This is a genomic window from Pseudomonas sp. GW822-FHT02G04, assembly GCF_058802085.1.
On the sequence record NZ_JBXANU010000018.1, the window covers coordinates 1 to 12,986 of the forward strand.

Genomic DNA, 12,986 nt, shown 5'->3' on the forward strand with positions numbered 1-12,986 from the left:
GAACTCAGCAGTGAAACGATGCATCGCCGATGGTAGTGTGGGGTTTCCCCATGTGAGAGTAGGTCATCGTCAAGATTGAATTCCGAAACCCCTGTCTGCTTATGCAGACAGGGGTTTTGTCTTTCTGGGCTTATAGAAGTCTAAGTCCGAAGTGGGTCAAATCCAGGTCTGCGTGTCTTGCTACTCCTTCGAGCCAGTAGCATCAGATATAGACCCCCCCCTCATCGATAACACCACAACCCAAACACCCAACACCGCGATCATGACGTGCGGTAAGCCCAATAATCCGTCCCTTCTAGCACGCCGTTCGGCGGTTATCTGACGGGTTTTGTACAAATCCTTAAGTTTTCTCCCGCTCGTGCCGAAAGACTGATGACACATGCGTGCACCAAAGTAGAGCGGCTTCAGAATGCCGTCTGCGCTGTCACATGGAATGTTGCAACCCGGAACGCATCCCCACTTTTGGCATAAGAAGTCCCATGAAATGAATCTCAAGTTCAGCCATAAAATCCTGCTGGCCGCTTCAGGCGTCGTGGTGCTGGCGTTTGCGTTGTTCACTTTGTACAACGACTATCTGCAACGAAACACCATTCGGCAAAACATCGAGTCCTCCGTTGAGCAAGCCGGCGACCTGACTGCCAGCAGCGTGCAGAACTGGATGAGCGGCCGCGTGCTGGTCCTGGAAAACCTCGCGCAGAACGTCGCCCATCAAGGTGCCAATGCCGATTTGCTGGGGCTGGTCGATCAACCGGCCCTCACCTCGAACTTCCAGTTCACCTACGTCGGGCAAGCCAATGGCATGTTCACCCAGCGTCCTGACGCGAAGATGCCGGACGGCTACGATCCGCGTCAGCGCCCTTGGTACAAACAAGCCGTAGTCGCCGACAAGACCATGCTGACTCCGCCATATATGGCCGCGGTCGGCGGGCTGGTGGTGACCATCGCCATGCCGGTGAAAAAGAACGGCGAACTGCTGGGCGTGGTCGGCGGCGACCTGAGCCTGGAAACCTTGGTGAAGATCATCAACTCGGTGGACTTCGGTGGCATCGGTCACGCGTTCCTCGTCAGCGCCGACGGTCAAGTGATCGTCAGCCCGGACAAGGATCAGGTAATGAAGAACCTGAAAGATATCTATCCGGGTTCCAGTGTTCGCATCGAGAAAGGCATCCAGGAAGTCGTACTGAACAAGCAGGACCGCATCCTCTCGTTCACTCCGGTGAGCGGTTTGCCGAATGCCGAGTGGTACGTCGGTCTGTCGATTGACAAGGCCAAGGCCTACGCACCACTGAGCCAGTTCCGCACCTCGGCGCTGATCGCGATGTTCATCGCCGTGACCGCCATTGCCGTGCTGCTGAGCTTGCTGATCAATGTGCTGATGCGTCCACTGACCACGATGGGCCGTGCGATGCAGGACATCGCTCAGGGTGAGGGCGACCTGACCCGTCGTCTGGTCGTAGAAAGCAAAGACGAGTTCGGCGAGTTGGGCGGTTCCTTCAACCAGTTCGTGGAGCGGATTCACGCATCGATTTGTGAAGTGTCCTCGGCGACCCGCCAGGTTCATGATCTGTCGCAACGGGTAATGGCATCGTCCAACGCCTCGATCATCGGCTCCGACGAACAAAGCGCCCGCACCAATAGCGTGGCCGCGGCGATCAACCAATTGGGCGCCGCCACCCAGGAAATCGCCCGCAATGCCGCCGATGCTTCGCAACACGCCAGCGGCGCGAGCGAGCAGGCCGATGACGGCCGTCAGGTGGTGGAGCAAACCATCCAGGCCATGACCGAGCTGTCGCAGAAAATCAGCCTGTCCTGCACGCAGATCGAAACCCTGAACGCGAGCACCGACAACATCGGCCACATTCTGGATGTGATCAAAGGCATCTCCCAGCAGACCAATTTACTGGCGCTCAACGCGGCCATCGAAGCGGCCCGTGCCGGTGAGGCCGGTCGTGGTTTTGCGGTGGTGGCGGATGAGGTGCGCAACCTGGCTCATCGCACCCAGGAGTCCGCGGAAGAGATCCACAAGATGATCAGCTCGCTGCAGATCGGTTCTCGTGAAGCGGTGACTACGATGAACGCCAGTCAGGTGTCCAGCGAGCAGAGCGTCGAAGTGGCAAACCAGGCCGGCCTGCGACTGGTCAGCGTGACCCAGCGCATCGGCGAAATCGACGGCATGAACCAATCGGTGGCCGCGGCGACCGAAGAGCAGACGGCCGTGGTGGAAACCCTCAACGTCGACGTCAACCAGATCAACCTGTTGAATCAGCAAAGCGTGGCCAACCTCAATGAAACATTGAAGGATTGTGATGCGCTGTCTCAGCAAGCCAATCGTTTGAAGCAACTGGTTGATAGCTTCAAGATCTGATTGAGGTCAGTTTTACCGCGTTATCGTTCTTCGCGGGCAAGCCTCGCTCCTACAACTAACTTGTAGGAGCGAGGCTTGCCCGCGAAAGCGGTAGATCAGTCACCGCTGAACCGAAGCCCTACTCAAACAGCTTCACCACATTCCCCATCGCATCATCGGCAAACCCCTGAACGAACTCCTTGAACCCTGGCAGGGCCTCGGCGCCGCCCTGCGCCGGCTCGGCGATGATCGTCCAGGTCGCCCGCGACTTGTCTGCGCCCAGGGATTCCACACTCATCGCTGCCCACAAATTGGCCACGCCCAAGGTGTTGTAGATCGTGGTCCAGGTCATGTTCAGCGCCTGGTCGTTGCGGGAGTTGAGCTGCTCGACCACCAGGTTGCCGTCCTTAAAGAACTTCTTGCGCAGCGACGACACACCTTCGCCCGTCATTTCGATGTGCGACAACGCCGGAATGAATCGGTCGAAGCCGGCAAAATTGCCGACCACTGCCCAGACTTGCGCCGTGTCGGCCGGTACTTCCACCGAAGACACAACGTGGCAGCCGTGAGGGTTTTTGATCAGGGTATCGGGTTGCAGAGTATTCATGGTTTTTGCTCCGTGCTTGGTTAGGGTGAATCAGATGAAATTGATTTCTTTGAGGTAGTCGCAGCCGCGTCGCAGCAGCGCCGGGGATTTTTCCGGGTAGTGCGCGCCCATCTGCCGCAAGCCGGCCTGGGCGTTGTCGTGGCCGATCATCGAGATGTCGCCGATGTCTTCCTCGAAGCCGTTGAGGTAGAAACCCAGCACGCCAAACAGCGCGTTATCACTGTCGACCCGGCCCAATTGCTGCTGCCAGTCGGCGACGCTGACCATGGAAAACTCGCGACCGGCTTCGCGAAAGGACGCCACGTAGGTGTCCCAGCTCAGGGGTTCTGGGTTGTGCAGGTTGAACACCGCTTTTTCGGCCTGGTAACGGCTGGCATGGAAGGCGATGAAACGGGCGAGAAAATCCACCGGCATCAGGTCGAAATTCAGTGCGAACTCCGGCACCTGACCGAGCTGGATCGAGCCTTTGAGCATCAGCATCAGGCGGTTCTTGTGGGGCTGGCAGACGCCGGTGAGGCTGTTGAAACTGATGTTGCCGGGGCGATAAAGATTGACCCGCACCCCGCGCCCCCGCGCCCGTTCGAGAATCCGCTCGCCAACCCACTTGGACAGGTTGTAGCCGTTCTTGATGTAGATCGGTGGCGTCTGCGCGGCGGGCAATTCCAGCACCCGGCCATCGTCGGAAATCGTGCTGGAGGCTGAGAGCGTCGAGACAAAATTGAAGATCTTCTTGCTACGCCCTTCACACAGGCGCAGGCACTCGAAAATCGGCTCGACATTATCCCGCGCCAAAGACTCGTAATCGAGGACGTGATTAACGTTGGCGGCGTTGTGCACCAGCGCGCCGAATTCGCGATCCAGTCGTTGATAGACGTCTTCGCCGAGCCCCAGTTGCGGGCGAGTGATGTCTGCCGCGTAAACTTGCACCCGGCTCAGGTCCAGGTGTTCCAGACGGTTTTCCCGCAACGCCTGGGCGAAGCGTTGCGCCGCCGATTGCCCGCCGCCATCGCGCACCAGGCACGCCACTTCGCTGGCGCCCCAGGCCAGCAGAGCTTCGACGATATGAACACCGACAAAGCTGTTGGCACCGGTGACGATCACCTTGTGCACATCGCCCATTCGGCTGACCGGCAACGGCTCAATGTCCAATTCGCGGAAGGCGTCGGCCAGGGCTTTTTCACTCAGCACTTCCTCGGTCCCGGAGCCGCGTACCAACGTCGCCAGCTTCGCAATCGTCGGCAGCTCGATAAAGCGGTTGATCGAGATACTGCGGCCGAACTCCTCACGCAAACGCAGGAGCATGCGCGACAGCAGGATCGAATGCCCGCCGAGGTTGAAGAAACTTTCGTCGGTGGAAATGTCGCTGGCGGGCAGCTCCAGCAGCTCGGCCCAGATCTCCAGCAACAGCGCTTCATCGGCGCTGGCGGGCAAACGCCGTGGGCTGTTTTCGGTCACGTTGACGGGCAGTTCCAGTAGCGCTTTGCGGTCGACCTTGCCGTTGCTGGCGAACGGCATGCTCGCCAGTTCGGTCCAGGCGATCGGCTGCATGTAGTCCGGCAGAAACTGCATCGCATGGGCTTTCAAGGCTTCGCGAGCAGCACCGGGTTGCGCTTCCTGGGGTTGCGCGAGAAAGGCCAGAATCCGCCGATGACTATCGATGACCACCGCCACCTGACGGTACAGCTGGCTGTCGCGCAGGCAGCGTTCGATCTCTTCCGGCTCGACCCGAAAGCCGCGAATCTTCACCTGGTTGTCTCGCCGCCCGCACAGCTCGATACCGTCGGTGGTCCACTTGGCCATGTCGCCGGAGCGGTAGGCGCGCAGGCTCTGGCCGTTCGGCAGGCGCAGGTTCAGATAGCGTTCGGCTGTCTGCTGCGGGTTGTTCAGGTAACCCAGGCACACCCCCGGACCGACGATGTACAACTCACCGACGGTTTGCTCGGTCACCGGTTGCAAATCCTCATCGAGGATCAGCACCTGACTGTTGGCAATTGGTGCGCCGAGGGTCCGGTTGCTGTCGCCGGTACGCAGTTGCCGCGCGGTGATCAGCACTGTGGCTTCGGTCGGGCCGTAGAGGTTGTAGAGATTGCCTTGGCGGGTCAGTTGCTGCACCACGTAGGGTTCGCAGACATCGCCGCCGGTCATCACATGATCGAGGACCTGCAACTGATCCAGCGGCAGGATGCTCAGCAAGGCTGGCGGCAAAAAGGCATGGCTGAGTTGTTGGTGGCGGATCAGCTCGACCAGTTGCAGCGGGTCGCGACGTTGGTCTTCGTTGGGCACGATCAGTTCTGCGCCCTGCAGCAGGGTCGGGAAGATATCGATCAGTGACGAGTCGAAACTCAACGATGAAAACTGCAACACCCGGCTCTGTTCGGTCAGCTGCACGTAGTCGGCGTACCACGCGGTGAAGTGCGCGAGGTTGGCCTGGCTGAGCAGCACGCCTTTGGGGTGACCTGTGGTGCCCGAGGTGTAGAGCGCCATGCATGGCGCGTCGAGATCGGGGCGTTGGCGCATCAAGGGTTGGTCGAGATTCACATCGCCGCTGTCGATACGGCTGATGTCCAGCCCCGGCATCGTCTCTCCGAGCGGGTGTTCTCCGTCATGCAGCAACAACACCGCCCTGGCGTTTTCCAGAATGTACTGCTGACGTTGCAGCGGGTGGCTCGGCTCCAGCGGCAGGTATACCGCGCCGCTGCCGAGGATCGCCAGAATCCCCGCATACAACGCGCTGCATTTTGGCAGGCAGATCCCGACCACCAACGGTCCTTGATGCTGATCGAGCAACGGTTGCAAACGCTGTTGGATGGCGCGGCTGTGGGCGTGCAGTTGCCGATAGCTCAGCGACGTGCCGGCAATGTTCAGCGCCGCACGCTCGGCAGACTGAATGAAGCGCTGTTCGAGCCGCTCGATCATCGGAACCTGCCCGAGCTGCAGCAGCCGTGGTTCCGCCGTGTTGTTGAGGCGATGGACGAAGGCCAGGTGCTCTAAGAACAGCAGGTTTTCTACCTGCTCGAAGTGCGCGGAAGTCGTTGGTTCGGCCTGCAGGAAATAGTCGGCATCCCGCGAGAAGCGGCTGACCAGCAGTGTCACGTGATCGACCAGCTCGACCACTGCTTGCAGGCGCAATGCCTGGCCGTTGCCGGACAACTCTTCGGCGACCGGCACGCGACTCAGCGGCGTCGAGTTGTACGTGCACAACAGGTCCAACGGTGGCAGCCCGCAGGCTCCAGGCAGCCCGACACCCAGCTGTAGCATCAAGCGCGGCGCATTGCCGAAGTCTCGAAACGGCAGGCTCGCATCGTCGATCAGCAAATCAAATGTGCCCGGCGGCGGTTCTTCCACATTCGCAAGTCGCGCCAGTGAATGACCGTGTTGTTCGAGCTCCAGCGCCAGTTCGGTCAGGGCCTGGCTTTGCCCGATGAGCAAAATATCGAGACGTCTCATGATGTTCTCCTCGTTAAACCAGGTAGTCGCTCAGGGCGCTTTGCACGCACGGTGAATCGAGCAGCGAACTGCTGCGGAAAAACCGCACGATGTTGGCGACCAACGGGTGATGGCGATTGATCGGGAAGGCCAGCCCCGACACTTCGCTCTTGAGTGCTCGACGCGCCACGTCGCTGACCTGCAAGGCGTCGATCAGGCGGAAGTCGAAAGACTTCTGGATGTCGTTGGTCAGGTAATGGCCGATGAACACCGGCAGGATGTGCGCGATGCACTGGCGATCGTCTTCGCTTGCGGTGTGCCAATAGATGCGCACCAGCCGCGACCAGAACCCGGAATGACGGCCCTCGTCGAGCAAGTGGTCGGCCATCAGGCCCTTGATCGACTGCTTGACCGTATCGTCCTTGGCGAACGCAGCCACATCGCCGGTCACGGTGTTCTCGGCGATGGCCACGCAGATCAGCTCTACGGCGCTGCGCAGGTGCTCCGGTGCGAGCGCCACGGCGGCTGGAATCGCGCGACTCAGTTCGATTTCATCCGGCAGTTCGATCGGCGCGATGCTGGTCATGGCGACGGTCTGCTGCATGAAATCCATGGCCACCAGGGCGTGGTAATCCTCGTCCACCACCACAGTCATGGCGTCGTAGCGACAGGCGAACGGGAACGCCACGCTGAAGCGGTTTTTGGCGATGCTGCGGGCGGTCTTGTCGACGATCTCGGTTTCGAAAATCACCACGTCGTTGATGAACTTGTAGAGCGTCTGCACCAGGGCAAAGTCCCGTTGTTCCGGGCATTCGCGCAGGAAGGTTTCGCTCAGCACCAGCGGCTGGCGGCTCAGCGGATAGATCAGCTTGTCATCGTTCTCCAGCACGCGCCGGGGGCGGGTGCGAATGGTTGCGCGGCTCTCCCAGGCGTCGGCGAAGGATTGGTAGTCGGCGGCGTTCATGCGTTCACCTCCGCAAGCGGTTCGCTCATGCTCAGGCGCAAGCCATCCCACAGCGCGATGCGACTTTCCACGGCGGCGATGGCGCTGGCGTAAACGTCTTCTTCGCGCTGCGGATCGCCATCGACCAGGCGTGCGAGGAGTTTTTCCGCCGCCGGGCCATGGTCTTCGGAGTCGACTTCGATGTGCCGTTCCAGGTAGTAACGGAAGGTCGGCGCCTGTTCGATGCCAATGCCCCAGTCGTCGAGAATCCGCTGGAACATCTGCGGGATGACACTCTCGCGGCCGTGCAGAAACGCCGCCGCCACACTGTGCCCCGGTGCATGCAATGCGGTGTGCAAGGTATGGCGCACGAACTGCGCCGCCGCAGGGTCGACGTCCACGCTTTGCAAGGCCACCTCGTAACTCACACCTTCTTTTTGCAGCGCCACGAAGCGTTCGACGGCGACCGTGCTTGCACCGACTTCGCGCATCGCATCCAGGTACAACTCGAAATGGCTGTAGTGACCTTGGACCGGACGATCATCGGACTCTTCACCGAGCACGATCTCGTTGATCAGACGCGCGGCCTGCGGATCTCGTGGCGGCAGCCAGGGCAGCTGAACGCAGGTCAGTTCCTGTTGCAGGCGTTTGGTCAGCGACATGAAATCCCACACGGCAAACACATGGGTTTCCATGAAGCGTTGAAGCACCGATAACGAATGTATTTCAGAAAAAATCGGGTGCGCACCAAGTTCTGCTTTCTTCTGATTAAGACGATCTTTAGTCGGTTTCATGAGTGAGCCTATAAGTGATCTGGAATACCGTTGAGGGAGTGTTGATCAATAAGTAACGGTTGCTTGAAGCTTTCTATTGGCGAGCGGGTGCCTCAATTGAATTGATGATTTTCAGGTCTGTGTGATCGCTAATTAGTGCCTGGCCCCCAGTATTTATGGGCGGCGGACAAAAACTAATACACGAATAAAGTTCCCGGCAAGTCATTTTTTAATTAATTGAAAGTTTAACTTTCTTGAGTGCGAGAAGTTTCAATAAGACTTTTATATAAAGTTTTATTTTGGCGTAGTTGCTCCTTTCGGCGTATATAAGCCAAAATTCAAATAAAGAGTGAATGCCTCACTCAAAGCAACTTTCTACTTGGATCGTTGACGTGATCTGAGGGGGTGGAAGTTGGCTGGGAGCGACGCCGGTTCTTCCTTTCCCGTGACAAGACTCCTTCCATTGGTTCTTGGTGCGGGTGACTGCTCCGCGGGTGCGGTGCGTCGCCCGTCATTGTTCGTTGGCAGCTCAAGAGTGAGCGTAATTCACGGCAGTCGCTATCACCCCTGCATGATCTGATAGGTGCAATTATCGGGCTCGGGGGTGGCAGGGGCTTTGGGGAGTGGGCAAGAAGTCGTTGCACACCGGTGCGGTGTGAACAAAAGGGGGATTTGTAAGCAGATTTGTTCGTCGAGCAGTCCAGGTGCGGATCGGCTAGAAATCGCGGCAAACGAAAGCGAGCCGTTCAATGGGTTCGCTCGGGGTTGTCGCCGCGGTTTACTTCGAGGTTTTTCTGCGCTGCGCCTCAGGGCTTGCGAGGTAGTGCGTGATGACTTCGACACCCCGGTTGAGGTGGTTTTCGAGCAACATCACCGAGTGCTCGATATCCCGGTCCTCGGCGGCCCGCAACAACGCTCGGTGATCTTCCTGGGACAGTTTGCCCAGGCCCATGGCTTCCAGGTTGAAGCGCAGAAAGCGTTCCTCTTCGTTCAACCCGTCCTCGACCAGTCTCAGCAGCCGCTGGTTGGGGGCTTTGTTGTAAAGCGCCATGTGGAACAGGCGATTGAGCCGGCCTATCTCGGTGTAGTCGTGTTCCGTTTCCAACTCTTCGATGTAGCGTGCAGCCTGTTGGAAATCGGCGTCTTCAAGCAGGGGGATCGACCGACGCAAGGCTTCGGACTCCAGCAGGATCCGCAACTCATAGGTCTCTGCCGCATCGCCCTGAACCAGCGGTGCGACCACCGCGCCTTTATGGGCGATCACGTTGAGCAGCGCTTGCGCTTCAAGCTGGCGCAAGGCTTCGCGCACCGGCATACGGCTAACGCCGAACAGGTCGGCGAGGTCTTGCTGACGCAGGGCGGTGCCGCAAGGAATACGACCGTCGAGAATGGCCGCGCGCAGGGTTTCTTCGATTACCGAGCGTGCCAGATGAGCGGGAATCGGCCCGTTGACCTTGATGCTGCTGAGAGGGTTGGGCTTCTGTGTCACGACAAACGCACCCTGATTGGCTGAAATATTTGGATCCAAATGGACACTAGTGACTGCCTGACGGGTTGTCAAACAGTCGGAAAGTCAAAAAATCGCAGCCTTCGGCAGCTCCTGCGATCTTTTTATTGCACCCGTAATGCAAAGTTTAGCGTGTTGGCAGTGATCTCACCGTGCCATTGTCTTTTAGCAGACTAACCTTCACCATCAAGCAGATTTTCATCTGCCTGACCTGGATGCCTCGCATTGGCGGTACGTTTCGCGATCCCTCGGACTTTGCGCTGGCTAGGCTGCGCACTGCTGCTGGCCGGCGTCATGCTGGGCGGGCTGCATGCCGACTGGGATTTTTCGCTGATCAGCCGTCGCGCGCAGGCATTGTACGGGCCTTTGGGTGAAGGGCGGCAGCGCATCGATGCCTGGCAGCAGTTGCTGGCCACGCAAAAACAGGTCGGCGAGCTGGAGCAGCTCAACGTGGTCAACCAGTTCTTCAACAGGCAGATGCGCTACGAAGAAGACATCGACCTGTGGCACGAGGTCGATTATTGGGAAACCCCCATCGAAGCCTTGTGGAAGGGCGCCGGCGATTGCGAAGACTACGCTATCGCCAAATATTTCAGCCTGCGTCATCTTGGTGTCTCCAGTGACAAGCTGCGCATTACCTACGTCAAGGCTTTGCGCCTGAACCGCGCGCACATGGTGCTGACCTACTACGCGAACCCCGAGGCCATGCCTTTGGTGCTCGACAGCCTGATCGATGCGATCAAGCCCGCCAACCAGCGAACCGATTTGCTGCCGGTCTACTCTTTCAATGCCGAAGGGTTGTGGCTACCGGGTGCCAAGGGCAACAAGAAGGTCGGAGACACCAAACGCTTGTCTCGCTGGCAGGACGTGTTGAAGAAAATGCAGGCCGAAGGTTTCCCGGTCGAGACGATTAACTAGGAGCGCGCGCTCAGATGTCTTTGTTCAAACAGCTGTTGATCGCTATTTGTCTGTTCCTGGTGGTCGCCTTCACCGGCAGCTTCATGGTCAGTCTGGAAAGCTCGCGCACCCAGTACGTCAACCAGTTGCGCTCTCACGCCCAAGACGCCGCGACGGCATTGGCGCTGTCCCTGACGCCGAACATCGACGACCCGGCGATGGTCGAGTTGCTGGTCAGCTCGATCTTTGACAGCGGTTACTACGCGAGCATCCGCGTGGTTGATCTGACCAACGACAAGACGATTGTCGAGCGCAGCGGCATCCCGGCGGTCACCAACGTGCCCGACTGGTTCGTCAAACTGATCGGCCTGGAACCGGCCGGTGGCGATGCGATTGTCAGCCGTGGCTGGGAGCAGGCCGCGCGGGTCGAGGTGGTCAGCCATCCGATGTTCGCGTTGGCCAAGCTGTGGCAGAGCGCGTTGGGCAGCCTCGGCTGGTTGCTGCTCTGCGGCGCGGTGAGTGCGGTGCTGGGCGCGTTGTTGCTGCGTCGGCAACTCAAGCCGCTGGACTACATGGTCAAGCAATCCCACGCCATCGCTCGCCGCGAATTCCTCAGCCTGCCGGAACTGCCGCGCACCCCGGAACTGCGTCGGGTAGTACAGGCCATGAACCAGATGGTCGAGAAGCTCAAGGCACTGTTCCAGGAGCAGGCCGAGCGTAGTGAAAAGCTGCGGGCCGAGTCCTATCAGGACAACCTGACCGGCTTGGCCAATCGGCGCTATTTCGAAATGCAATTGAACGCGCGAGTGAGCAACTCGGAGCAGGCCAGCTCCGGTTATTTGCTGCTGTTGCGGGTGAAGGATCTGGCCGGGTTGAACCAGCGGCTGGGCGGTCAGCGTACCGATGAGTTGTTGAAAGCGGTAGGCGAGCAGTTGTCCCGCGCGTGCGCCAAGTACCCGGAAACCCAGAACCTCGTTACGCGCATTCGTGGCGGCGAATTCGCCGTGTTGGCACCGGGGCTGGTGCGTGAAGAAGCACTGCAACTGGCGAGCAACCTGGAGAGTGCCCTGGCGAGCCTGCATGCGACGGGCGCCACGGACGTGGCTTCGGTGGCTTCGATCGGGCTGGCGCCGTTTGCCCATGGCGACTTGCCGCAAGCGGTGATCGGGTTGGCGGATCAGGCACTTGCCCAGGCGGAAAGCCAGGGCGAACCGAGCTGGGCATGCCTCGATCAGGGTGCGCTGGCGCGGGTTGGCGACGATCACCATGCCTGGCACACCCTGCTGGATCAGGCGTTGGACCAGCAGCGTTTCGAGCTGTATTTCCAGCCGGTGCTGGCCAGCCACGACACAAAGTTGGTGCTGCATTACAAAGTGCTGTCGCGCCTGCTCGACGAGCAGGACCAGACCATTCCCGCCGGGCGTTTCTTGCCATGGCTTGAGCGTTTCGGCTGGACCGCGCGGCTGGACCGTCTGATGCTGGAACTGGTGCTTGAGCAGATGGCCGACCATCAAGAGTCGCTGGCGCTGAACCTGTCTTCGGCAACACTGGCGGACCCGCAGGCGCTGAACGCAGTGTTCGACATCCTGCGTCAGCATTCGAATCTTGGCGAACGACTGACCCTGGAAATCGGTGAAGAACAATTGCCCGAGCAAGCGGTGCTGGAACAGCTGACACGGCGTCTGCACGAGCTTGGGTTTTCGCTGAGTCTGCAGCGTTTTGGTGGGCGCTTCAGCATGATCGGCAACCTGGCGCGGCTGGGGTTGGCGTATCTGAAAATCGACGGCAGTTACATCCGCGCGATTGATCTGGAGAGCGACAAGCGCCTGTTCATCGAGGCGATTCAGCGAGCGGCGCACAGCATCGATTTGCCGTTGATCGCCGAGCGGGTCGAGACCGAAGGGGAGTTGTCGGTGATTCGCGAGATGGGGTTGTACGGGGTTCAGGGGCAGTTGTTTGGTGAGCCGAAGCCTTGGCAGTAGCCCACTGATCATTCCCATGCTCTGCGTGGGAACGATCGGCGTCGGGCGTTAAATCAACCCCGTCTCATCATCATCGATCAACTGGCTCAACCCGCCCAACGCCTCACGAGCCTGGGTCCGGTCCATGAGCTTGGCTTGCGCAGCCGGCGGCAGGTCGGTGACGCGGATCACGCCTTTTTGGGTCAGCACCTGAATCAAGTCGTCGAGTACCCGGATCATTTCCAGGTCGCTCTGCTTGAGCTGCTTGAGGCTGGTCTCCACCACTTCGTGGGCATACCAGGCCTGGATTTCATGGTGGTCGGCCGGCAGCGTTTCCGTGGCCTCGGCGTAGGCCGTGGCTTCCACGCGCACTAACTGACCTTGCGCATCGCGTTGCACGTAAAACATTGAGCATCCCTCGGAAATGGACCAGCGTCGTGCTGTCAGCAGCATAGGCCAACGCAGGCGAGTATGCGGGGCGACGACGAAATCGTCACCCGTGAGGTGTGGGCATACAAGACGGCCGCC

9 protein-coding genes and 1 rRNA gene are annotated in these 12,986 nt (G+C 59.4%); 4 read left to right on the forward strand and 6 right to left on the reverse strand.

The window, feature by feature from the left end; all coding sequences use genetic code 11:
- Together rrf and AC1RO5_RS20740 are read left to right on the forward strand one after the other, a co-directional pair.
- Window positions 1-75 (forward strand): 5S ribosomal RNA (gene rrf / locus AC1RO5_RS20735); the annotation flags it as partial.
- A gap of 409 nt (window positions 76-484) precedes the next feature.
- Window positions 485-2,365 carry a methyl-accepting chemotaxis protein gene (locus tag AC1RO5_RS20740; RefSeq protein ID WP_493177319.1) on the forward strand — a complete coding sequence of 627 codons (1,881 nt, stop codon included), beginning with the start codon at window positions 485-487 and terminating at the stop codon, window positions 2,363-2,365.
- A gap of 118 nt (window positions 2,366-2,483) precedes the next feature.
- On the opposite strand, the gene AC1RO5_RS20745 is transcribed toward AC1RO5_RS20740, so the two are convergent.
- The 5 genes from AC1RO5_RS20745 to AC1RO5_RS20765 form a co-directional block, all read right to left on the reverse strand.
- The gene (locus tag AC1RO5_RS20745) at window positions 2,484-2,951 is read right to left on the reverse strand and encodes an SRPBCC family protein (protein WP_493177321.1); all 468 of its coding nucleotides are present in this window, start codon (window positions 2,949-2,951) and stop codon (window positions 2,484-2,486) included.
- Window positions 2,952-2,981: 30 nt separating this feature from the next.
- Window positions 2,982-6,398: an amino acid adenylation domain-containing protein gene (locus tag AC1RO5_RS20750; RefSeq protein WP_493177323.1), complete on the reverse strand. Its 3,417-nt coding sequence runs from the start codon at window positions 6,396-6,398 to the stop codon at window positions 2,982-2,984.
- Between the two features lie 13 nt (window positions 6,399-6,411).
- Window positions 6,412-7,341, reverse strand: coding sequence for a diiron oxygenase (locus AC1RO5_RS20755; protein WP_493177325.1), 930 nt, complete (start codon window positions 7,339-7,341; stop codon window positions 6,412-6,414).
- Window positions 7,338-8,114 (reverse strand): DUF3050 domain-containing protein, encoded by a 777-nt coding sequence (locus AC1RO5_RS20760; RefSeq protein ID WP_493177326.1) that lies wholly within the window; start codon window positions 8,112-8,114, stop codon window positions 7,338-7,340. The genes AC1RO5_RS20755 and AC1RO5_RS20760 overlap by 4 nt, the downstream gene beginning before the upstream one ends.
- A gap of 757 nt (window positions 8,115-8,871) precedes the next feature.
- Window positions 8,872-9,582, reverse strand: coding sequence for a GntR family transcriptional regulator (locus tag AC1RO5_RS20765; RefSeq protein ID WP_493177328.1), 711 nt, complete (start codon window positions 9,580-9,582; stop codon window positions 8,872-8,874).
- Between the two features lie 243 nt (window positions 9,583-9,825).
- On the opposite strand from AC1RO5_RS20765, the gene lapG reads away from it, so the two are divergent.
- Both lapG and lapD read left to right on the forward strand, forming a co-directional pair.
- Window positions 9,826-10,518 (forward strand): cysteine protease LapG, encoded by a 693-nt coding sequence (gene lapG, locus AC1RO5_RS20770; protein ID WP_493177330.1) that lies wholly within the window; start codon window positions 9,826-9,828, stop codon window positions 10,516-10,518.
- A 14-nt stretch (window positions 10,519-10,532) separates the two neighbouring features.
- Complete coding sequence (gene lapD, locus AC1RO5_RS20775) at window positions 10,533-12,479, forward strand: cyclic di-GMP receptor LapD (protein WP_493177331.1); 1,947 nt, start codon at window positions 10,533-10,535, stop codon at window positions 12,477-12,479.
- Between the two features lie 48 nt (window positions 12,480-12,527).
- Here lapD and AC1RO5_RS20780 read toward each other — a convergent pair whose 3' ends face one another.
- On the reverse strand, window positions 12,528-12,866 hold the full coding sequence (locus tag AC1RO5_RS20780; RefSeq protein ID WP_019582912.1) for a hypothetical protein: 339 nt from the start codon (window positions 12,864-12,866) through the stop codon (window positions 12,528-12,530).
- Between the last annotated feature and the right edge of the window lie 120 nt (window positions 12,867-12,986).

What these genes read in the sequence shown, in the direction of transcription:
- AC1RO5_RS20740 (WP_493177319.1), top strand. Translation starts at nt 485, where the DNA reads ATGAATCTCAAGTTCAGCCATAAAATCCTGCTGGCCGCTTCAGGCGTC.
- AC1RO5_RS20745 (WP_493177321.1), bottom strand. Translation starts at nt 2,951, where the DNA reads ATGAATACTCTGCAACCCGATACCCTGATCAAAAACCCTCACGGCTGC.
- AC1RO5_RS20750 (WP_493177323.1), bottom strand. Translation starts at nt 6,398, where the DNA reads ATGAGACGTCTCGATATTTTGCTCATCGGGCAAAGCCAGGCCCTGACC.
- AC1RO5_RS20755 (WP_493177325.1), bottom strand. Translation starts at nt 7,341, where the DNA reads ATGAACGCCGCCGACTACCAATCCTTCGCCGACGCCTGGGAGAGCCGC.
- AC1RO5_RS20760 (WP_493177326.1), bottom strand. Translation starts at nt 8,114, where the DNA reads ATGAAACCGACTAAAGATCGTCTTAATCAGAAGAAAGCAGAACTTGGT.
- lapD (WP_493177331.1), top strand. Translation starts at nt 10,533, where the DNA reads ATGTCTTTGTTCAAACAGCTGTTGATCGCTATTTGTCTGTTCCTGGTG.
- AC1RO5_RS20780 (WP_019582912.1), bottom strand. Translation starts at nt 12,866, where the DNA reads ATGTTTTACGTGCAACGCGATGCGCAAGGTCAGTTAGTGCGCGTGGAA.